The following is a 20,856-nucleotide window of genomic DNA, read 5'->3' as shown; positions in this document are numbered from 1 at the left end:
TGAACGGGTACTTTTACTTTTATCAAACTATTCTCTTATTGTAATAAGTTGCTTCTATATTCAAATTTAGCAACTTCCCTCTAGGATTATCCTTATTTTGTTCTAAGTATTGGCTTTGTTCAAATGCCATTCCCCATTGTGTACGATAGCTAGACTTTCTATATTCATAAAAACTCTCTTCAGCATTATTTGTATCGAGCTTTTTATCTTGTTTTCTTATACTCTCTACCATCAAGCACCCACATCTATTAATTTATTTTAAAAAGTTTACTTATCTTATCATAAAAAATATAGCTGTAAATACTTTAGTGAAAATTTCTTCTTATTTTATCTTTCTTTAAGCAAATATTGAGGTCTTTTTGTAAATTTTTATAGCCTGCTTGCATAATGTTTTTATGGGTTAGTATTATGTAATAGTATCCTACATTACTTATATTAGAAATGCTAACTTTAGCTAGCATTCGTAATTGCCTTTTTATTTTATTTCTTTTTGCTGCTTTTCCGACTTTTTTACTGATAGCCAGACCTACTCTAATAACATGAATATACTTTTCAGGTTCTCTTTCTTTTATAGCATATAGTGATATATATACCCCTCGATAAAAAAGACTGTCAGGTGCTAATCTGTTTTTAAAAGCAAAGGAAAACTCTTTTTTTTTATGCTTACTATGCGCATAATTTATTACACCCTAATGAGCGACGCTTATTAAGAATTTTTCTTCCAGCTTTTGTTGACATACGTGAACGAAATCCGTGTTTGTGCTTTTTTTTTAAATTTTTTGGTTGAAATGTTCTTTTCATTGTTTTTATATTAATATAACTATTTATTTTAAATTATTTTTCTCTATTGTCAAATAATGGTCAACTTCTATGGCATTCTTATTGAATAAAATTTGATATATGGAAAAATGAATTTAATTATAGGCGTACCTGTTTTACTAATCCTTTTATTTTGTTTGAGTAAGTTTCAAGCAGTAAGTAAAGTTAAGTCTTATATATATTTGAGTTGTATGTGGATGCTACCTTGTTTGTTAGCATTCTATGATGGTTATTTTATAACTTCTATTTCTATAGCGTTACTTTTTTTTATGCTGATTTTTATCTTTAAAGGTAAAAGAAATAAGATGGTAAAATTTTTGTTATTTATGGCTTTAGCAATATCACTTTTTATCACTTTATTTATAATGCTATCTATTTTTGTTCAGTCCATTTCTTTTTTTAATAAAGTAGCTATTTCAGAATTCTTATTTTGCTTACAATGGAAGCATAATGTAGCTATTATTGGTGAAGGAGAGGTGGGGTGTTTTGGTATAGCGCCACTTTTAGTGGGGACATTACTTATAACTATTGTAGCAATGTTAGTTGCGGTGCCGCTTGGTTTATTTTCTGCAATATATATTAGTGAGTATGCGAGTGAAAAAGTGCGTTATGTTATTAATACAGCCTTACAGGTTTTGTCTGCTATTCCTACTGTTGTATATGGATACTTCTCAGTTGTATTTTTGTCTTTTTTTATAAAGCAGGTAGCGAATTTTTTTAATCTAAGTATACACTCAGAAAGTGCTTTGATTGCTGGTTTATCGATTGGAATAATGATTCTTCCTTTTATTATTTCTTTGCTTGAAGATGCTATAAGATCTGTTCCAAAAAGTTTACGTTATGGTTTTATGGCGCTTGGCGCAACACCAGCGGAAACTATATGGCATATAACAATACCTTATGCAATGCCTACAATTTTAAGTGCAGTTTTATTATCAATTTCAAGGGTGATAGGTGAAACAATGATTGTACTAATGGCTGTGGGAATCAATGCAAATTTGACCTTTAATCCTCTCAATTCAGTTACTACTATCACTGTACAAATTGCTACATTACTTACCGGAGATCAGGATTTCAATAGTGTGCAAACTCTTGCTGCTTATGCGCTTAGTTTGGTGCTGTTTGTTATTACTTGGCTATTGAATGCATTTGCACTATTTATAATGAAACGTAACTAGTAAGTGTTTTAATATTGCAAAATTTCTGTTAATAATATAAGATTTATTTTTTAGAAGTTCTTTTATAGAATTATAGTGTTAGGTGATGAAAGAGATGAATATAGGTAGAACGGTTAAGATAACTCAAGCAGTTGTTGATCTAAAATTTGAAGGCGAGTTACCTAAGATATTTAATGCTTTAAAAAGCAAACTAAAATGTAAGGGCAAGGAGCTAGTTTTAGAGGTTTCACAACATATAGGTGACAATATAGTTCGTTGCATTGCTATGGATAGCACAGATGGTATGTCAAGAGGTGATGAGTTTGTTGATACAGGTGCACCAATATCAGTTCCGGTTGGGCGCTCAACTTTAGGAAGGATTTTTAATGTTGTAGGAGAGCTTATAGATGAGTGTGGTCCTTTAAAAGGAAAGTGTAATTTAGAACCTATACATAGATCACCTCCAAGTTTTACCGAGCAGAAGATACAGGAAGAGGTTTTAGTTACAGGAATAAAGGTTATAGATCTTCTTGCTCCTTATCTTAAAGGAGGAAAAATTGGCTTATTTGGTGGAGCTGGTGTTGGTAAAACAGTTCTGATAATGGAGCTGATTAACAACATAGCAAAAGCTCATAAAGGATTTTCTGTGTTTGCTGGAGTAGGAGAGAGAACGCGTGAAGGTAATGATCTTTATAACGAGATGATTACTTCGAATGTAATAGATATAAATGAGCACGAAAAATCTCAAGCCGTTTTGGTTTATGGTCAAATGAATGAACCTCCTGGAGCAAGGGCTAGGGTTGCTTTAACAGCACTAACTATGGCGGAGTATTTTCGTGATCATGAAAATCAAGATGTTCTATTTTTTGTAGATAATATCTTCCGTTTTACTCAAGCTGGCTCTGAAATTTCTGCTTTGCTTGGAAGAATACCGTCGGCTGTTGGTTATCAGCCAACTCTTGCGACTGATATGGGCGCTATGCAAGAGAGAATAGCCTCAACTACTGCTGGTTCTATTACTTCTGTACAGGCTATATATGTTCCTGCAGACGATTTGACCGATCCAGCTCCGGCAACGACATTCTCTCATCTTGATGCAACCACAGTGTTGTCAAGGCAGATAGCTGAAATGGGTATATACCCTGCTGTTGATCCACTTGACTCAACTTCACAGTCTTTATCTGCTGAAATCATTGGTGAAGAGCATTATAATGTGGCTTCTGAAGTGAAACGTATATTGCAAACTTATAAGTCGCTGCAAGATATTATCGCAATACTTGGTATGGATGAACTATCTGATGAAGATAAAATTATTGTTGATAGAGCTCGTAAAATTCAGAAGTTTCTTTCTCAACCTTTTCATGTTGCGGAGGTATTTACTGGCATGTCTGGCAAATTTGTTTCACTTTCTGATACTATTTCTAGTTTTAAAGGAATTATTGAAGGTAAATATGATCACCTGCCAGAAGCTGCTTTTTATATGGTGGGAAGTATAAGTGAAGCAATAGAAAAGGCTGAATCAATAAAAGCTGAAGTTGGAGCCGGACATTAAAGATTATGAACACTTTTAAGGTGCAATTTTTTTCTCCTGATAATCGAATTTCATTCGATGAAGTGGTTTCGCTTTCAGTGAATGGGCTTGAAGGAGAGCTAGTGATTTTAGCTTACCATTCTCCTTACTTAATTTATTTATTGCCTGGTATAATTACTGCTCAAATGAGTAACCAGACAAAGGAAAAAGTTGTAATTGATAATGGTATATTAGAGGTTGCAAATAATAATTGTAGCATTATAACGAATCAAATTCAGGTTTTTGATCATTTGACTCATGATGAGGAATCATTAAAAGATAAGAGAGTTGGTATATATTTAAGTTATCTTGATGTCAAATCTCTTTAGGGGCTCTTTTTTGTTCAAGAAATAAGTCTACTCTTGTCATCTCAATGTTTGTCGTTCAAGTAGCTGACACACAACTGTACGAACATTAGAAGGATATCATCCCAGTGCGTGACACTGGGATCCAGATATAAAAAGTATTTGCAAATTATGCAGTAAACAATAGTTCTTAAGGACATATGTCAAAAACAATGTCCAAAAACTAGATTCCAGTGTCTAGGCACTGGCATGACATTATTTATTATGTGCCGTATTGCAATGTTCGTACAGCTATGTGTCACACTACTCGGATGACAAGAGGGGCTACTTGAATAAAGAAGCCGCTGGTCTCATGTGCATCTTTAAACATTTCCACGCTGACTTTGGCTACACACCTTTGAGGGACTGCTGATTAAGTCTAGAAGTGAATTACAGTGATCGCTATGAAATGCGCTATCAAGGCTTAAAGACCTAGATTTTTTTTCTGAATCATCAATTTTCTCTGTAAGCTGGTAAAACATTTTTGAATTATTATCAAAAACTTCCTTTTTATTAACAAGTACTTGATCAATTACTGGACTTAACAGTTCTACTTGGCTATTTAAGTATTGTACTTTATCGTTTAGCTCTTTTTTTTCTCTTATTAATCTTTCAATCTCATCTTCATATTCTTTAAACTTTAATTCCAGTGATGGACGGTACTTATTAACTATTTCTTCTTCTATCTCCTGCCGTAATTGCCCTCTTATTGTCTCGATCTGCTCATCTTTAAGCTCTAGCTCGTTCTTTAACGTTTCAAAATCCCACGTTAGCTGATCTGCCTCTTGTTCATCAGATTCCAAATGTGCGTTATGCTCATTTTCTAAATTTTGTATTTGAGATTTATAACTCGCTATACACTTATCCCTTGCACTTATCATGTGTTCTGCTTCCTCTATCTCTTCCTCTTTTTTTTTAAACTGGTTCAATTTACCTTGTAGTTTCTCTTGTTCTGCATTAGCAGTTTTTAGCTTTTCCTTCAGTTCTTCTACCTTTTCTTCCAGTTCCTTATTTTTTCCATAAATTTCTTGAATTTTCTGCTCTTGCTCCTTATTGAGCTGGATTATTCGCTCATCTGTTTTACTCATTTCTTTCTCAAGTCTTTGTTCCTTTTCTTTACACTCAACTTGTAAATCATTGCACTGTTCCTCCAATTCCTCAATTTTTTGCTTAGCCTCCACGAGTTCTTGTTCTGATTCTACTTGCTTTGCTTTTAACATTTGATTTGCTTCTTTCAGTAATAATAACTCTTCTTTCAAATCTGATATTTGTTGTTCACTGCTTTCTTTTGTACTATTGCTATAGTGTTCTAATTGATCAAGCTTGTCTTCCAAACTATACTTTTCTTCTTTCAGTTGATTTAATTCCTCGTGCAATTTTCTTAACTCACTTATCAACTCTTCTTTTCCTGCATTGGCAACTTCCAGCTTTTTCTTCAGGTCTTTCTTTTCTTCATATGCACCTTCAAGTTCTTGCGCTCTTTCTTGCAGCTCTGTTGACATATTTGCTAGCTTTTCATTTTTTTGTGTCAGTTCAGTTTGTAATTTTGCATTTTTTTGCTTTTCTTCTCCAAGTTTATTCTGTAAATCACTATTATGCTCTTCAAATTCTTGCTTGGCCTCTTCGAGCCTATGCTGTAAATTGTTCCTCTGCTCATTTAATTCTCTAATTTCTTGCTCAGCTTTTGTAAGCTTTTGATCTAGTTGTTGTGAATTAACTTCTGTTTGAGTTGCAATTGCCTGAGTTGCAATCTGCTGTGGATTAACCTCTGATACATTGTTGCTAGTGAAAGAAAGAATAGGATTGCTTTTAGCATCATTTTCAAGATCTTTCATCTTTTCGTCTTGATTGATTACGATATGTTCGTTATTTTGCAGATTACTAACAGCCGGTGCAATGTTAGCATTTTTGTTCTTTTTCAATAATGCTTTGACAGCGTCATGTAGAGAGAGACCTTGAATATATAATTCTTCATTTTGTCTTATTAATTCCAAAAACTCCTCAGGTGGCGATTCAAAATCTTTACCATTAAACTGTAGTACTTTAGTTATACCAGAATTACTTACATTCATAACCATAGTACAGGTAAAAGTTTTCCCATCCTTGTCCTGCACAGGCCAAGTGCTTGTCATTTCATAATATGCACCCTCTTTAAATTCATAATGTCTTTCCTTACCTTTTCGGTAAGCGTATATGTCATGCTTTTTATCGCAATAGATATTCAATGTGCTAATATCCCTTTCTTGCTGTAAGATATCACTAATTCTTATTGGCTCACTTCTATTGTAATTAATAAGATTAATGTTTAACACTTTATCAGAATTGTTAGTTTCTACATAAAAAGCTCGAAGGTCTATGTCTTTGTCTCTAAAATACTTACTTACAGCTTTTTTTGCCTGATTTGCTAATTCTATAAAGTTTTTTTTAAAGCTCTTGTTGAAAGATAGATCTATATATGCTTGCTTAAAATTTTCATCATTTGTTAAATCCATGAGCAAGTCATAAACCTCCCATTTTTCCTGACAATGTTCTTCTAAAACAGTAATGCTATTTTTTCTTTTCAGCTCTGCTAATATGTTTTTCAATGTCGGGAAATTTGTTGACATAGTATACCCCTATTACTATTGTTCTGATAATATATTTACTTTAGGAGTGATTAACTCCTTTTATATTAACCTTTTTAGTTGAATTTAATTGCGAGCGTTAAACTCGAACTTAGTCATTTTGTTTATTGTTCCTCACTACCTATTTGTGTTACTATACTAATAGTAGCACTAAGTTTTAGGCTATGCAAGAATTTCTATTGAACGTAAAGCTAGTAAACTTCAGAAATTGGTTATGCTAATTTTGTTAATAAAATGCAACCAATTAAGGAAAGCGCTATACTGTGTCTCAGTGCAATATTTTCTTTCCTAACGGACTGAAAATTGAGTTGAGTTAAAAATCCGATTTTATTTAATACTTTTCAAAGATGACAATATTTTGTAAAAATAGGTTTTTAATAGGACAATAATATGGAAATTTTTCTTGATAGTGTTGATTTGAATGAAATTAAGGAGCTAAAAGAGTTCATTGATGGCATAACAACTAATCCTTCTTTAATAGCAAAATCTGGACATAAAGATAAGTACGAAGATTTAGTAAGCGAAATATGCTCTATTATAAAAGGGCCTGTTAGTGTTGAAGTTGTTGCAGATAGCCATGAAGATATGGTTAAGGAAGGCCTTAAGTTAGCGAAAATCGCTAGTAATATCGTAGTAAAGTTACCCCTTACACATGAAGGATTAATTTCTTGTAAAAAGTTGTGGACAGAACATAAAATACCTGCTAATATCACATTATGTTTTTCTCCTGGACAAGCACTGTTTGCCGCTAAGGCCGGTGCTTGTTTTATTTCTCCCTTTGTTGGTCGCCTTGATGATATAAGCTATGATGGCTTATCGCTAATAGAAGATATATGCACTATATATTCTAATTATAATTTTAAGACAAAAGTTCTTGTTGCATCAGTAAGAAGTCCAGCACATGTAATAGAAGCTGCACGGCTCGGTGCTCATTCAATTACTGTGCCAGCAAAAATACTTAGACAGTTAATTAATCATCCACTTACTGATCAAGGGCTCGCAATATTTGAAAAAGACTGGGGCGTAAAACAATAAATGACATTGCTAAAAAAGACATAAAAACACAATAATTTATATAAAAAGGACATAGGTACCATCTGTCCTTTAAAGACATGTAGGTCAATGATATGCGTAATTCAGTGTTTTAAACATGATAGTCCTCCACTAATAAAAAAGATTGAGAAAAATGTATACAGCTACGACCGAAGTATAGCTAAAATATATTTTAACTGAAGATTATAGATTAATTGAATTGAAAAGTCTGCAGACGAAGATAGATTCCGAGCTCTAGAACACCTTCACTGTGCATGGTAACAAAACTATTAGAGTTTGTCAAGTAATTTTTTATCGTAATTTTACGAACGTGCCATGCCAGTAATTATATCTAGTTAAATTTGTAAAGTAATACAGTGTTTTCGATAGTTATAAAAAAGCTGGATTTCAGTACTGGAGTAACATTTTGGAAATTGGGATGAAAAGAGGGAAAGTACTGGTTTGAAATTAAGTTTTCTGGATTCCAGTGCTGGAATGACAAGAGAGGAGTTCCAGGTACAGCTGTTACCTATAGAATGGCAGTACTAGAATGATAACAAACTGAATGACATATTTAATCTCTATACAGATGTACATCACGCACCGATTTCCATTCAAGGTAATGTCATTCCAGCACTGGAATCCAGTTAGATTTGCGAGTATAAAAGTAATACAACATTTTTGATGATGGAAGCCATTACTAGGATAACAAGAAAGGAAGTGCTGATTTCAGTGTTTATACGTTAGCCATGCATCTAAAAATTTATAAACAAAAGATTACACTTCACAACTTTGTGATGGAATAAGTTTTTCAATGCTGTTGACGCAAAACTCAGTTGTATTATTAGCTATTTCATCGAATTTATCATTTATATCCTTACCTATTTTTTCATCTTTAATATATTCATACAGAGCTAAAATAGCTATAGTTGAACATATTGCGATGAAACCAACTTTTGCTGTAATAAGTAATGATATCCCACCTGCAAGTATGGACACTGCTCCAATAGCTAGGTTTATAATTTTATTTTGTGTTGATTGATGCTCTTTATCCTCTAAAACGTTTGATATTGCTTTTGAGGCAATTTTTATTGCTATTGCTGTAGTTGAGATTATAACAAACATCATAGCTATTTTTGCTAAGAGAAAAATTGATGGTAGCATTATTACAAGAAACAGTGAAGCACCTCCTATAAATAACCATTTCTCATTTATTTTTTTAGACTGATCTGTATTATTAGGCATTGCAACCCTCCACTTTCATTAACAGTTTATTCATATAATATGAAACATGCGATAGTCAAGATGTTTTTGTGTGGAGAAGCTTGCGATTGAGTTTTGAAGAGCTTTAGCTTTACAAGATGGTAGATTTGGTGATTATCGTAAGATTCTTGCAGTCATTTTAGTGGGAAGAATTTGTAAAATATGAAAAAATAACCGCCAGAAAATTGGAAACGCTATAACTTTCTTTCCTTTAAATATACTTTTTAAAATATATGCTGCAGCTTTTTCTGGCTCCCATATGAAGGGAAGTGGTTTATTAGACTTAAACATATCTGTTTTTACTGGCCCTGGCATTATGGTGATAAACTTTGTGCTACTGTTAGCATATTGGATTTTTAGTGATTGAAAACAACTTTTTAGTGCTGCTTTGCTGGCACAGTATGCAGAAGCATGTGGTGTTGCATGCATAGCAACAAGAGAAGATATAACCGCAAAAGTTGCCAAGGAATTATGATGAATCCATTCTTCAATCCAGTTGATAACTCCAAAATAATTGGTTTCAAATGTTTTTCTATGAATGTTGGTATGAAACTTATCTTCTATTTCGCCACATCCTGCATTAAGAAAAAAGAGATTTGGTATAATATTTTGCTTTTTTAAAAAATCAGACGAGTTTTTAATATTTTCACTTTTGCTTACATCACATGTTATAGGTAAAAAATTACTACCTAATTCTTCTTTTAATTTTTCCAGTTTTTCAGTGCGCCTTGCAATGCCAACCACAAACCATCCATCTTTAATGAGCAACCGTGCTAGACTTTCTCCAATGCCAGATGATGCTCCTGTAATGAGACAAGTTTTTCTATCCATGTGAATTTACATAACGTGAAGTATGAATGTAATGACTATTGCCTATTCACACAAGTTAAGTTTGCTATAATTTTGCTAAATAATAAAAAAAGAAAGCTACTTATAATTTTGAATTTTATATAAACTTAAAGGGAAGTTTAGTATTTGCTTACTTGTAATTTAAAATTCTTATATAATATTTTAAATGAGTTGAGAGAATTAAATGCAGGATGCAGCTTTAGTTTTACAAGATGGCAAGTGCTTTTTGGGAAAATCGGTAGGTAAAAGAGGCAAATGTATAGGTGAAGTTTGTTTTACCACTGGTATGACAGGTTATCAGCATACTATAACCGATCCTTCTTTTGCTGATCAAATAATAGCGTTCACTTTTCCTCATATTGGTAATGTTGGAATAAATCACAAAGATAATGAAGGAGAAAAAGTTTTTGCAAGTGGTGTGGTTATGCGTGAACTTTCTCCTATGTCTCACTCTTCTTCATATATTAGTTTAAATGATTGGTTGGAGAAAAATAATGTAGTTGGGATATCGGGAATTGATACTAGAGCTTTGACGAGATATTTGAGAAAACATGGATCTCAAAATGGAATGATATGTCCGTCAAGTGAGGCACATATATTAGATGAATTGAAGAAATACAAATCTGTAAATGGAATAGAAATAACTAAGAAAGTCAGTTTAAGTAATAACTTTCAAAGCGCTCTTAATGCAAAATATAGGGTTGTAATTGTTGATTTCGGTGTAAAAAATAGTATAATCTCACGCTTAGTAGAACTTGATTGTACGGTTGAATTAGTCAAACCAGATACAGGTTTTGCTCACAAAATATTAAGCATGAATCCAGATGGTATAGTGCTTTCAAATGGCCCTGGTGATCCACAAGAGATAGGAGAGAGTGTAATTTCAGAAATAGAAATTATTGTGAAATCTAAAATACCAGTTTTTGGAATATGCCTGGGCCATCAATTACTTGCAGTTACTTTGGGAGCAAAGACTGTCAAGATGGATATTGGTCATCGAGGGAGTAATCATCCAGTTTATGATCTGGAGAGTAAAAAAGTTGAGATAACTAGCCAAAATCATGGTTTTGTTGTTGATTCAGCTTCTTTTCCAAGTAACGTTGAAGTTACTCATATTTCTCTATTTGATAATAGTGTAGAGGGGATAATGATGAAGGATTACCCAGTCTTTTCTACTCAATACCATCCAGAAGAAGCGCCAGGTACACATGATTCACATTACTTGTTTGGGCGTTTTATTGACAATATTTTGTTATATAAAAGTAAAATCTAACTGAAATCAGTTAGATTAGCTTTTATTACTTGATCTTTTGGATTTGGATGTTTAATATTAGGAATAATAAAACTTAAGTTAAGGTAGTGTTCTCTTAACAGATTTTTGTGGAGGAGTGACCGAGTGGTTAAAGGTAACAGACTGTAAATCTGTCCGCATTGCGTACGTAGGTTCGAATCCTACCTCCTCCATTGTGCGGGTATAGCTCAATGGTAGAGCTCTAGCCTTCCAAGCTAGTGACGTGGGTTCGATTCCCACTATCCGCTCTTTTTTTGTTGTATTCATATAAAATCAACATATTATTTATTGATGTATTTGTATTTTAGGTAGAAGAGTTAAAATTATGACAGCGATAGTAGAAGCATTTGGAAAGCCGCATGTAAACGTGGGAACGATAGGACATGTGGATCATGGGAAGACAACGTTAACAGCGGCGATAACAAAGCATTATGGTAATTTTGTAGCATATGATCAAATAGATAAAGCGCCAGAAGAGAGAAAGAGAGGTATAACAATAGCAACAGCGCATGTTGAATATCAAACAGAAAAGAGACACTATGCACACGTTGATTGCCCTGGACATGCTGATTATGTAAAGAATATGATAGTAGGTGCAGCACAGATGGATGCAGCGATATTGGTAGTGTCAGGGGTTGATGGGCCGATGCCACAAACGAGAGAGCATATATTGCTGGCAAAACAGGTGGGTGTTGGATATATCGTGGTATATATAAATAAAGCTGATGTTGCTGATGCTGATATGATAGATTTGGTAGAAATGGAAGTGAGAGAGTTGCTGAGTAAGTATGGATTTCCAGGTGATGAAGTGCCTGTGATAGTTGGGTCTGCGTTAAAAGCATTAGAGGATGATAGTAGTGAGTATGGAAAGAAATCAATAGATAAATTGATGGAGAAGTTAGATGAGTATGTGGCAGTACCTCCAAGGCCTATAGATTTGCCGTTTTTGTTGCCAATAGAAGATGTATTTTCAATATCGGGCCGAGGGACGGTAGTAACAGGAAGAATAGAGAAGGGGGAGATAAAGACAGGGGATGAGATAGAGATAATAGGTCTGAAAGCGACGCAAAAGACGATATGTACTGGTGTTGAGATGTTTAAGAAGTTGCTAGATAAGGGAAGTGCAGGACTCAATGTAGGAATACTACTAAGAGGAACAAAGAGAGAAGAAGTGGAGAGAGGGCAAGTATTGGCAAAACCAGGGACAATAACCCCGCATAAGAAATTTAATGCGGAGGTGTATATATTGAAGAAAGAAGAAGGAGGAAGGCATACACCATTTTTTGGAAATTATCAGCCACAGTTTTATTTAAGGACAACGGATGTAACTGGGAGCATAAAATTGCTAGATGGAAAGGAGATGGTAATGCCAGGGGACAATGTAAGTATAGAAGTGGAATTGCAAGTACCAATAGCAATGGATAAAGGATTGCGTTTTGCGATAAGGGAAGGTGGTAGAACTGTTGGTTCTGGCGTTGTTTCGGAAATTTTAGAATGAGTATAGTAACTAAGATGAAGCAAGATATATATATTAGAATTAAAGCTTTCGATTGTTCTTTATTGGAAAAGTGTATTCGCGAGTTTATTGATCAATTAAAGCAGTTTAATGCAGATTTATCTGGTCCGATTGCGTTGCCAAGAAAAGATTCTAAATTTACTGTTAATAGGTCTCCTCATGTTGATAAAAAATCTCGTGAGCAATTTGAAATGAGAATTTCTAAGCGGTTAATTATTGTACATAATCCTACTTCTACTATGATGAAGATGCTTGCAGATTTATCTTTTTCTGCTGGTGTAGAAGTGGATTTAAAGGTTAAGGAAGTTAATATTTAGGAAAAGGAAATGAAGAGAATAAATTCGCTTAGGAGAATTGGTTTGTTAATGACGAATGTTGGCCATACTGCTATGTATTTTGATAATAGTCGCATGGCTGTAACCTTATTGCATCTCAGCGAAACTTATATTATTGATATAAAAGGACAAGATAAATGTGGTTATAATTCAGTCATTTTAGGCACAGGAGATTTTAAAAATATAGCAAAACCTCAGTTGGAATATTTAAAGAAAAAGGGTATAAATAATAAATGTAAGTTATACGAAAGTAGATTAAATGACCTGTCGGGAATAGAATGTGGTAAAAAAGTGGGAATCAATCATTTTGTGGTTGGTCAATATCTTGACATTACGGGTTATTCTTTAGGCAAAGGGTTTGCTGGTGTGATGAAGCGGCATAACTTCAGTGGGCTTAGGGCATCTCATGGCGTTTCTATTGCTCATAGATCACAAGGTTCTACTGGTCAATGTCAAGATCCTGGTAGAGTATTCAAGGGGAAGAAAATGGCTGGTCATTTAGGTAATAGCAGAATAACTGTACAGAATATGAAAATATTATCCATTGATTATGAAAATAGCATAATTGCTGTAAAGGGTAATAATGTTCCTGGGTTTAAAAACTCTTATGTTTTTGTGAGAGATGCAGTTAAAAAGCCTTTACATAAAGATGTTCCTTTTCCAGCAGGTCTGCTGTTGAATATGAGTGATGATGCTAATAATTTGGTGAGTTAGTTATGGAATGTGAATTAGTTGATCTATCTAATAATAATGTAGGTAGTGTTGAGCTTAATCCCTTGATATTTTCTGCCAAGCAAAAATTGAGTATTTTGCATGATATAGTGAGATGGCAATTAGCAAAGAGAAGAGTTGGTGCTCATAAAACAAAGGGTATCAGTGATGTTTCTGGTACAACAGCTAAGCCGTATGGTCAAAAACGTACCGGTAGGGCGAGACAGGGGAGCTTGCGATCTCCTCAGTTTAGAGGTGGTGGAATTATTTTTGGTCCTGTTGTGAGGAGTCATGCTTATTCTCTTAATAAAAAAGTACGTAAGTTTGGTTTGAAAATTGCTTTATCTCTAAAATATTTAAATAATCAAGTTATTGTTCTTGATAGTTTAAATGTTGATGTGAAGAAAACATCTAAAATGTGTGAATATATTAAAAATTTTAAATTTTCTTCTTTTTTAATAGTTGGTGATTATGGAGATGATTTGTTACGTGCTGCTAAAAATTTGCATTATGTAGATTTAATCAAACCTATTGGGTTAAATGTTTTTGATATATTGAATCATGAATGCGTGATGTTAACAAAAGACACTTTAAAGCATCTTGAAGGTAGATTGTTATGATTAAATATAATAATATAATAAAATCTCCTGTAATCACAGAAAAGGCTTCTCTTTTAAGAGAGAAGTTTAATAAATACTCTTTGTATGTTTTTGTAAATGTAAATAAGCGTCAAATAAAATCGGCAATAGAGTCTTTATTTAATGTCAGAATTTCTTCTATAAATGTTATTAGAGTTAAACCTAAATATAGACGGTTTAGGGGTGTGATTGGTTGTAAAAAACAGAGAAAAAAGGTTTATTTTTCTTTGATAGATGGTCAAAAATTAGATATAATGAGCGTTTAATATGGGTATGAAATTTTTTAATCCTGTTACTCCGTCTTCTCGTGGGACTGTATTAATAAGTAAAGTTGGTTTATCAAAAGATAAGCCGGAGAAGTCTCTTGTATTTGGTAAAAAATCCAGTGGTGGAAGAAATAATCATGGTAGAATTACAACTCGTCATAGAGGTGGTGGTCACAAGAAGAAGTATAGAGTTATAGATTTCAAACGTAATAGAAGTGATCAGGGTATAGTTGAGAAAATAGAGTATGATCCAAATAGAAGTGGGTTTTTAGCATTAGTATCATATAAGGAAGATGATGCTAAATCTTATATATTAGCTCCTCAAGGTATGAAGCCTGGTGATGTTGTGATAGCTGGAGATGATGCTGATATTTTGCCAGGGAATTGTTTATTACTCAAGCATATACCTGTTGGTTCTTTCGTTCATAATATTGAGCTGAAGCCAGGTAATGGTGCTGCGATTGCTAGAGCTGCTGGTTGTTATGCACAAATCGTTGGTCGTGATGGCCAATATGTTTTATTACGACTCAGGTCTGGTCAAATTAGGTTGATTTTATCTTCTTGCAAGGCTACTATTGGTGTAGTATCTAACCCTGACCATAAGAATAGAAAGTTGGGTAAAGCTGGGAGAAGTAGGTGGCTTGGGATTAGACCTACTGTACGTGGAGTTGCAATGAATCCGGTTGACCATCCTCATGGAGGTGGAGAGGGAAAAACTTCTGGCGGTCGTCATCCTGTTACTCCTTGGGGTGTTGCAACAAAAGGAAAGAAAACTAGGAAAAAAAATAAATCTAGTGATAAGTATATAAAAAAATTGAAAGGTTAATTTATGAGTAGATCTGTATGGAAACCACCTTTTTTACATCCATCTGTACTAAGATTAGTTCAGAGAGCTTTAAAAGAGGGTTCTATTAATAAGGTGATAAAAATTCATTCCAGGGCTTCTGTAATTCTTCCTAATTGTTTGGGTTTAAAGTTTGCTGTTTATAATGGTAAAGATTACATTCCTGTTAGTGTTGATAATCAGAATATGATAGGTCATAAATTTGGTGAATTTTCACCTACTCGTAAATTTACTGGGCATGGTGGTGATAAAAAGGCAACAAGAAGGTAGGCAATTGATATGAAAAATAGGGATATAATAGTTGAGGCTGGTTCTAAGGTTTTAAGATCAACTCCTCGCAAATTAAATTTGGTTGCTGATTTAGTGCGTAATAAAAAAGTTTCTTTTGCTAATGTACAATTAAGATTTTGTGAAAAAAAGGCTGCCGGTTTTATAATGAAGGTGTTGAATTCTGCAATTGCTAATGCTCAAAATAATTATGGATTGAACGTTGATAATTTATATATAAAGGAAATTTTAATAGGTAAGTCACTTACTTTGCGTAGAGTATATCCAAAAGCTATGGGTAGGGCTAATAGAATGAGCAAATTTTATAGTAATATAACTATAAAATTGAAAGAAATTGTATGATTTATAGAAATGGAAAATTAATAAGGAAAGTGTAAAAATATGGGACAGAAGGTTAATCCTAAAGTATTTAGATTGCAAATAAATAGTAATACCTGGGATTCTGTTTGGTGTGCTACGGACGATTATAAACAGAAATTGCATCAAGATCTATTTATTCGCAGTTATATAAATGAATCCTTTAAGCATGCTGGTATTTCTAAAGTAACTGTAGAGCGTACAGTTAATTTAGTGTCTGTAATAATACATTCTTCTAAGCCTGGAGTTATAATAGGTAAGAAAGGTTTGGATGTTGAGAAGATAAAGCAAAAAATAGCTAAAAAAGTAGAAAGTAGTGTCGAAGTGAATGTAGTAGGAGTTAAAAAGTCTGAAATAGATGCAGTTTTAATATCAAGGAGTATTACACATCAGCTAGAAAAAAGGATTTCATGTAGAAGAGCGATGAAAAAAGCTATTCAAAATTGTTTGAAGATGGGTGCTGAGGGTATTAAAGTAAGTTGCTCTGGGCGTCTTGGCGGAGCTGAAATAGCTCGTACTGAATGGTACAAAGAAGGTCGTTTGCCTTTACACACTTTGCGTGCTAATATAGATTATGCTTTTTGTGAAGCGAAGACTATATGTGGTATTATAGGAGTTAAAGTTTGGGTTTATGTTGGTAGTTAAGGTATATTGAAATGTTTGTTCCCAAAAAGAGTAAATATAAAAAGGTATTTAAGGGGAGAATCAAGGGTAATGCTAAGGGTGGTAGCACACTGTCTTTTGGAGATTATGGATTAAAAGCTATGGAAGTAGGTAAGGTTCAGTCTAAGCATATTGAAACTGCAAGGCGCGTAATATCTAGAACGTTAAAACGCTCTGGTAAAGTGTGGATAAGAATTTTTCCTGATACCCCGGTTAGTAAAAAGCCAGCAGATGTACGTATGGGTAAAGGGAAAGGTAGTGTTGAATTTTGGGTATTTAAAGCTAAGCCCGGTAGGGTTTTGTTTGAAATTAGTAGTGATGTTCCCATGCATTTAGCAAGATTGGCGCTTGAAAAAGCGACTGCTAAGCTTCCTATGAAGTGTAAATTTATATCTAATCATAATTGAATGGAGTTGCAATGGATATAGTTAAATTTGAATCAGAATCTTCACAAGGATTACATGAACTTCTTGTGAATTTGAGGAAAGAATTTGTTAATTTGGCTTTTCAAAAAAAGCTGGGCCAGTGCAACAATTTTTCGCGTTTTAGCTTAATAAGAAAGAGCATAGCTCGTAGTCTAACTGTATTAAATAGAAGAAAGAGAGAGGGAAAAAATGCCTAAGAAGGTTTTTTGTGGTGTCGTAACTAATGCTGAGTCTGATAAGACTGTAAAGGTTTCGGTGTTACAAGTGTATAAGGATAGGCTGTATAAAAAAGTTATTAAAAAATACAAGAAGTATACAGCACATGATGAGAATAATAGTTCCAAAAAGGGAGATAGGGTTTTAATACAGGAACATAAGCCTATTTCTGTTACTAAAAAATGGGTTGTTATCAATAGCTAAAAAGGAATAGGTATTTATATGATTCAAAAAAATACATTGTTAGAAGTAGCTGATAATTCTGGTGCGCGTGCAGTGCTTTGTATTGGCTTGTTAGGTGGTAGGAAATCTGCATCTGTAGGTGATACGATTATTATATCTACTAAGTCTATTAACCCAAAAGGTAAAGTTGAAAAAGGAAAAGTATATAAAGCAGTTGTTGTTAGAGTAAAAAATAGTGTTAAGAAATCTGATGGTTCTGTAATTCGTTTTTCTAGCAATGCTGTGGTTTTAATTAATGATCAAGGTGAACCACTTGGCACTCGGGTGTTTGGTCCAGTAAAAAAGTTGTTATCTGGTTCTTTTATGAAAATAATGTCATTAGCTGATGAGGTTTTATAATGAGTGCTAAAATAAAAAGTGGTGATGATATTATAGTTTTAACTGGTAAAGATAAGAGAAAAATTGGTAAGGTAATCAAAGTTATAATACGTGATGCTAAAAAGAAAGTAGTTGTTTCTGGCGTAAATGTGTGTAAGAGACATACTAAACCAAGAGCTGGTAGTGGTGGTGGTATATTGAATAAAGAGTTAGCTATTGATGTATCCAATGTTGCAATATTGGATCCTAAGTGTAAAACTCCAACTAAAGTAGGATTTAAGATTATAGATGGTAGAAAAGTGCGTTTTGCAAAAGTTTCTGGAGAAGTGATAGATTAGGTTGATATGTTTAAACAATTGTATAAAGATAATATAGTAAAATCCTTAAAGGATAAGTTTAATTACGGCAATGTAATGCAAGTGCCTAAACTTGTCAAGGTGTGTATCAATATGGGCGTTGGAGATGCTGCTACGGACAATAAAGCGATAAATGAGCCATTTGATAATCTACATTTGATTACTGGGCAAAAGCCTGTGTTAACCTTTGCAAAAAAATCTATTTCTGGTTTCAAAATTAGAAAAGGTGCAACTGTAGGTTGTAAAGTGACTTTGCGTAGAAATAAAATGTATGAATTCTTAGAAAGATTAATATATATTGCTTTGCCAAGGGAAAAAGATTTTAGAGGGTTTAGTGTGAAGCAATTTGATGGTCATGGTAATTTTTCCCTTGGTATCAAGGAGCATATATCATTTTTAGAAATAGACTATGATAAAATAAGTAAAATTAGAGGTATGGATATTAATATTATAACAAGTGCAGTTAGTGATAAGGAAGCAAAGGAATTATTACTGGCTCTTAAATTCCCTTTTTTTGATAATTGAGAGAAAATATATATGGCAAAAAAATCCATGATACAGAAGAATCTTCGTAGAATAAAGTTATGCGATCAATATAGGGAGAGAAGGGAAGAATTAAAATCTATAATGAATAATAAGGATTTATCTATTGCAAAAAGGTTTGCAGCTCAAAGTAAGCTGATTAAAAAATTGCCTAGAGATTCTTCTAAAATCAGAATTAGGAATAGATGCGCTTTAACTGGTAGGCCGAGAGGAGTATATAGAAAATTTGGTTTATGTAGGATTGTTTTACGTGATTTGTGTTCTTTTGGACAAGTTCCAGGGGTTACAAAATCTAGTTGGTAAATGTGATATAAGGAGTGTAATAGTGTCGTTATCTGATGGTATTGGTGATTTTTTAACAAGAATACGTAATGCTCAATTGGCAATGCATAGGGAAACAAGAGTCCTATTCTCTAAAGTGAATTCTTCTATATTGAAGATCTTAAAAGAGGAAGGGTATATTCTTAATTATGAAAAGCAAGAGAGTGATAGTATCCCTTCGCTTGTTGTGCAGTTGAAGTATTATGATAAATCACCTGTGATTAATGATATAGCTAGGGTATCAAAGCCCGGTTGTCGTTATTATTCTAAGTGTAAGGACATTTCTAAAGCATATAATGGTCTTGGAATTTTTATTATATCTACACCGAAAGGAGTGATGACCGATTATAATGCACGTAGATTAAAAGTTGGTGGAGAAGTTTTGTGTCGTGTATTTTAAATGATAGGAGAAATGTATGTCTCGTATAGGTGCCGCACCTATCAATATTCCTGCTGATCTTTCAGTTGAATATAATGATGGTAGGGTATTAATAAGAAGTGTTAGGGCAGAAAAAGAGCTGAACCTGTGTAGTGGCATTCTGTGTCAGATAGTTGATAATCAATTGTTACTTTCTGTTGATCAAGGCAGGGATGATTATGATAAAATAAAATCTATATGGGGCACTTATAGAAGTAATATTAATAACATGATTAACGGTATGGTTAATGATTTTTCTGTTGATCTTGAGATTAATGGTGTGGGGTATAAAGCAGAATGTGATGATAAGTATTTGACTTTATATCTTGGTTATAGTCATAATATTAAGTATAAAGTGCCTAAAGACGTTGAGATTAAGTGTATAAAGCCAACTCATTTAGTGATTCGCGGTATGGATAAGCAAAAAGTCTATATGGTGGCTTCTGATATATGCAAAATTAGAAAATATGATCCTTATAAAGGTAAGGGTATTGTAATAAAAGGCAAATTTATGCTGCGTAAGGTTGTAAATAAAAAGAAGTAATTAAAATGAAAAGATTGTATAATTTTTTAAGTAGCTATGAAAAAAGGAAACTTCGTAATAGAGCGAAGCTCGATAAGAGCGCTGGACGTTTACGTATATCCGTATTTAAGTCTAATAAACATTTTTACGTTCAGTTGATTAACGATGCAAAAGGAATAACCCTAGCTTCTGCTTCTACTTTGGATGATAAAATTAGGAATGTATGTAAAGGTAGGGTCAATGCTGAAACTATAAAACAGGTTTCTTCTTTATTGATTGAGCGTCTGCCTAGTACAAAATTGCAGCAGCGGTTCGTCTTTGATCGTGGAGCATATAAGTATACAGGATTGATTTCTCAATTTGCTGAGGCTTTAAGAAGCTCTGGATTTAAATTTTAGAAGGTTTTAAATATGGCTGTAAAGAATTTACAAAATAATAATGATTTATCAGAACTTTTGGTTTCAGTGCGAAGGGTAACAACGGTTACTAAAGGTGGTAGAAGATTTTCATTTTCAACTTTAGTTGTTGTTGGTGATGGTAAGGGTAGGGTAGGATGTGGAATAGGTAAACACGCAGAGGTTGCTGAAGCAAGAGTGAAAGCTGTAAATGCTGCAAAGAAGTCGATGATTAGGGTGTACTTACGTGAAGGTAGAACTTTACATCATGATATTAAAGCTAAATTTTGTTCTGGTGAGATAGTTTTAAGAGCTGCAAGAACTGGAACAGGTATTATTGCTGGTGGAGCAATGAGGTCGGTTTTTGAGGTATTAGGTATAAAGGATGTGGTAGCTAAGTCTACTAGATCAAATGATCCCCATAATATTATATGTGCAGTATTTAAGGCTTTTGATGTTATGTTATCTCCTCGCCAAGTGGCAGGTAAGAGGGGTAAAAAGATTAGTGAGATAGTTGGAAATAGGTAAAGT

31 protein-coding genes and 2 tRNA genes are annotated in these 20,856 nt (G+C 33.6%); 27 read left to right on the top strand and 6 right to left on the bottom strand.

Translation table 11 applies throughout. From position 1 onward, the window contains the following. Positions 1-22: 22 nt before the first annotated feature. The 3 genes from OPR42_RS02515 to rpmH all read right to left on the bottom strand — a co-directional run bounded on the left by OPR42_RS02515 (position 23) and on the right by rpmH (position 801). Positions 23-232, bottom strand: a complete 210-nt coding sequence (locus OPR42_RS02515; protein ID WP_264686664.1) for a hypothetical protein — start codon at positions 230-232, stop codon at positions 23-25. A 73-nt stretch (positions 233-305) separates the two neighbouring features. Then, positions 306-683: a ribonuclease P protein component gene (gene rnpA / locus OPR42_RS02510; RefSeq protein ID WP_080589533.1), complete on the bottom strand. Its 378-nt coding sequence runs from the start codon at positions 681-683 to the stop codon at positions 306-308. Further along, on the bottom strand, positions 667-801 hold the full coding sequence (gene rpmH / locus OPR42_RS02505; RefSeq protein ID WP_010404613.1) for a 50S ribosomal protein L34: 135 nt from the start codon (positions 799-801) through the stop codon (positions 667-669). The genes rnpA and rpmH overlap by 17 nt, the downstream gene beginning before the upstream one ends. 107 nt (positions 802-908) lie before the next feature. On the opposite strand from rpmH, the gene pstC reads away from it, so the two are divergent. From pstC to OPR42_RS02490, 3 genes are all read left to right on the top strand, one after another. Continuing rightward, the gene (gene pstC, locus OPR42_RS02500; protein WP_265041697.1) at positions 909-1,997 is read left to right on the top strand and encodes a phosphate ABC transporter permease subunit PstC; all 1,089 of its coding nucleotides are present in this window, start codon (positions 909-911) and stop codon (positions 1,995-1,997) included. Between the two features lie 94 nt (positions 1,998-2,091). Next, complete coding sequence (atpD, locus tag OPR42_RS02495; protein ID WP_265042358.1) at positions 2,092-3,528, top strand: F0F1 ATP synthase subunit beta; 1,437 nt, start codon at positions 2,092-2,094, stop codon at positions 3,526-3,528. 5 nt (positions 3,529-3,533) lie between these two features. Beyond that, positions 3,534-3,875: a F0F1 ATP synthase subunit epsilon gene (locus OPR42_RS02490; protein WP_012482002.1), complete on the top strand. Its 342-nt coding sequence runs from the start codon at positions 3,534-3,536 to the stop codon at positions 3,873-3,875. 338 nt (positions 3,876-4,213) lie between these two features. On the opposite strand, the gene OPR42_RS02485 is transcribed toward OPR42_RS02490, so the two are convergent. Then, positions 4,214-6,496 (bottom strand): coiled-coil domain-containing protein, encoded by a 2,283-nt coding sequence (locus tag OPR42_RS02485; RefSeq protein WP_265041695.1) that lies wholly within the window; start codon positions 6,494-6,496, stop codon positions 4,214-4,216. A 408-nt stretch (positions 6,497-6,904) separates the two neighbouring features. Between OPR42_RS02485 and fsa the strand changes: the two genes are divergently transcribed. Further along, positions 6,905-7,549, top strand: a complete 645-nt coding sequence (gene fsa / locus OPR42_RS02480; RefSeq protein WP_007302527.1) for a fructose-6-phosphate aldolase — start codon at positions 6,905-6,907, stop codon at positions 7,547-7,549. Between the two features lie 774 nt (positions 7,550-8,323). On the opposite strand, the gene OPR42_RS02475 is transcribed toward fsa, so the two are convergent. After that, entirely contained in the window at positions 8,324-8,791 is a 468-nt protein-coding gene (locus tag OPR42_RS02475; RefSeq protein ID WP_265041693.1) for a hypothetical protein, read from the bottom strand. Positions 8,792-8,923: 132 nt separating this feature from the next. After that, complete coding sequence (locus OPR42_RS02470; RefSeq protein WP_265041692.1) at positions 8,924-9,640, bottom strand: SDR family NAD(P)-dependent oxidoreductase; 717 nt, start codon at positions 9,638-9,640, stop codon at positions 8,924-8,926. Positions 9,641-9,842: 202 nt separating this feature from the next. Here OPR42_RS02470 and carA point away from each other — a divergent pair, with 202 nt between their 5' ends. The 23 genes from carA to rpsE all read left to right on the top strand — a co-directional run bounded on the left by carA (position 9,843) and on the right by rpsE (position 20,853). After that, on the top strand, positions 9,843-10,931 hold the full coding sequence (gene carA, locus OPR42_RS02465) for a glutamine-hydrolyzing carbamoyl-phosphate synthase small subunit (RefSeq protein WP_265041691.1): 1,089 nt from the start codon (positions 9,843-9,845) through the stop codon (positions 10,929-10,931). Between the two features lie 109 nt (positions 10,932-11,040). After that, positions 11,041-11,122, top strand: a tRNA-Tyr gene (locus tag OPR42_RS02460). A gap of 4 nt (positions 11,123-11,126) precedes the next feature. Continuing rightward, a tRNA-Gly gene (locus OPR42_RS02455) sits at positions 11,127-11,197 on the top strand. Between the two features lie 77 nt (positions 11,198-11,274). Further along, positions 11,275-12,447, top strand: a complete 1,173-nt coding sequence (tuf, locus tag OPR42_RS02450; RefSeq protein WP_265041690.1) for an elongation factor Tu — start codon at positions 11,275-11,277, stop codon at positions 12,445-12,447. A gap of 14 nt (positions 12,448-12,461) precedes the next feature. Continuing rightward, a complete protein-coding gene (gene rpsJ / locus OPR42_RS02445) occupies positions 12,462-12,782 on the top strand; it encodes a 30S ribosomal protein S10 (protein ID WP_012482004.1) in 321 nt (106 codons plus the stop codon). A 9-nt stretch (positions 12,783-12,791) separates the two neighbouring features. Further along, positions 12,792-13,514, top strand: a complete 723-nt coding sequence (gene rplC, locus OPR42_RS02440) for a 50S ribosomal protein L3 (protein ID WP_265041689.1) — start codon at positions 12,792-12,794, stop codon at positions 13,512-13,514. Between the two features lie 2 nt (positions 13,515-13,516). Next, entirely contained in the window at positions 13,517-14,131 is a 615-nt protein-coding gene (gene rplD, locus OPR42_RS02435) for a 50S ribosomal protein L4 (RefSeq protein ID WP_006012216.1), read from the top strand. Next, positions 14,128-14,415 (top strand): 50S ribosomal protein L23, encoded by a 288-nt coding sequence (locus OPR42_RS02430; RefSeq protein ID WP_015588346.1) that lies wholly within the window; start codon positions 14,128-14,130, stop codon positions 14,413-14,415. Before rplD ends, OPR42_RS02430 begins: the two co-directional genes overlap by 4 nt. A gap of 1 nt (position 14,416) precedes the next feature. Beyond that, complete coding sequence (rplB, locus tag OPR42_RS02425; RefSeq protein ID WP_264682342.1) at positions 14,417-15,241, top strand: 50S ribosomal protein L2; 825 nt, start codon at positions 14,417-14,419, stop codon at positions 15,239-15,241. Positions 15,242-15,244: 3 nt separating this feature from the next. Beyond that, positions 15,245-15,529 (top strand): 30S ribosomal protein S19, encoded by a 285-nt coding sequence (rpsS, locus tag OPR42_RS02420; protein ID WP_010404687.1) that lies wholly within the window; start codon positions 15,245-15,247, stop codon positions 15,527-15,529. A gap of 9 nt (positions 15,530-15,538) precedes the next feature. Next, complete coding sequence (gene rplV / locus OPR42_RS02415) at positions 15,539-15,889, top strand: 50S ribosomal protein L22 (protein ID WP_007302537.1); 351 nt, start codon at positions 15,539-15,541, stop codon at positions 15,887-15,889. A 39-nt stretch (positions 15,890-15,928) separates the two neighbouring features. Then, positions 15,929-16,549, top strand: a complete 621-nt coding sequence (gene rpsC / locus OPR42_RS02410) for a 30S ribosomal protein S3 (protein ID WP_265041688.1) — start codon at positions 15,929-15,931, stop codon at positions 16,547-16,549. A gap of 11 nt (positions 16,550-16,560) precedes the next feature. After that, the gene (gene rplP, locus OPR42_RS02405) at positions 16,561-16,974 is read left to right on the top strand and encodes a 50S ribosomal protein L16 (protein ID WP_006012233.1); all 414 of its coding nucleotides are present in this window, start codon (positions 16,561-16,563) and stop codon (positions 16,972-16,974) included. A gap of 11 nt (positions 16,975-16,985) precedes the next feature. Further along, positions 16,986-17,189, top strand: coding sequence for a 50S ribosomal protein L29 (rpmC, locus tag OPR42_RS02400; protein WP_007302540.1), 204 nt, complete (start codon positions 16,986-16,988; stop codon positions 17,187-17,189). Next, positions 17,182-17,412, top strand: coding sequence for a 30S ribosomal protein S17 (gene rpsQ, locus OPR42_RS02395; protein ID WP_265041687.1), 231 nt, complete (start codon positions 17,182-17,184; stop codon positions 17,410-17,412). Before rpmC ends, rpsQ begins: the two co-directional genes overlap by 8 nt. A gap of 18 nt (positions 17,413-17,430) precedes the next feature. Further along, positions 17,431-17,790: a 50S ribosomal protein L14 gene (rplN, locus tag OPR42_RS02390; RefSeq protein ID WP_007302542.1), complete on the top strand. Its 360-nt coding sequence runs from the start codon at positions 17,431-17,433 to the stop codon at positions 17,788-17,790. Then, a complete protein-coding gene (gene rplX / locus OPR42_RS02385) occupies positions 17,790-18,107 on the top strand; it encodes a 50S ribosomal protein L24 (RefSeq protein ID WP_010404700.1) in 318 nt (105 codons plus the stop codon). The genes rplN and rplX overlap by 1 nt, the downstream gene beginning before the upstream one ends. 6 nt (positions 18,108-18,113) lie before the next feature. Further along, on the top strand, positions 18,114-18,650 hold the full coding sequence (rplE, locus tag OPR42_RS02380) for a 50S ribosomal protein L5 (RefSeq protein ID WP_052265060.1): 537 nt from the start codon (positions 18,114-18,116) through the stop codon (positions 18,648-18,650). 12 nt (positions 18,651-18,662) lie between these two features. Next, positions 18,663-18,971 carry a 30S ribosomal protein S14 gene (gene rpsN / locus OPR42_RS02375; protein ID WP_007302545.1) on the top strand — a complete coding sequence of 103 codons (309 nt, stop codon included), beginning with the start codon at positions 18,663-18,665 and terminating at the stop codon, positions 18,969-18,971. A 22-nt stretch (positions 18,972-18,993) separates the two neighbouring features. Further along, positions 18,994-19,389 carry a 30S ribosomal protein S8 gene (gene rpsH / locus OPR42_RS02370; RefSeq protein ID WP_007302546.1) on the top strand — a complete coding sequence of 132 codons (396 nt, stop codon included), beginning with the start codon at positions 18,994-18,996 and terminating at the stop codon, positions 19,387-19,389. Positions 19,390-19,405: 16 nt separating this feature from the next. Beyond that, positions 19,406-19,951, top strand: coding sequence for a 50S ribosomal protein L6 (gene rplF, locus OPR42_RS02365; RefSeq protein WP_010404706.1), 546 nt, complete (start codon positions 19,406-19,408; stop codon positions 19,949-19,951). Positions 19,952-19,956: 5 nt separating this feature from the next. Continuing rightward, on the top strand, positions 19,957-20,328 hold the full coding sequence (rplR, locus tag OPR42_RS02360) for a 50S ribosomal protein L18 (protein ID WP_052265059.1): 372 nt from the start codon (positions 19,957-19,959) through the stop codon (positions 20,326-20,328). A 12-nt stretch (positions 20,329-20,340) separates the two neighbouring features. Beyond that, the gene (rpsE, locus tag OPR42_RS02355) at positions 20,341-20,853 is read left to right on the top strand and encodes a 30S ribosomal protein S5 (RefSeq protein ID WP_010404712.1); all 513 of its coding nucleotides are present in this window, start codon (positions 20,341-20,343) and stop codon (positions 20,851-20,853) included. Positions 20,854-20,856: the final 3 nt, after the last annotated feature.

Origin of the sequence: Wolbachia endosymbiont (group B) of Melanostoma mellinum, from assembly GCF_947251465.1 — a bacterium.
GTDB lineage: Bacteria > Pseudomonadota > Alphaproteobacteria > Rickettsiales > Anaplasmataceae > Wolbachia.
Note: the sequence above shows the minus strand (reverse complement) of the source record. Positions and strands in the feature narration are given on the sequence as shown.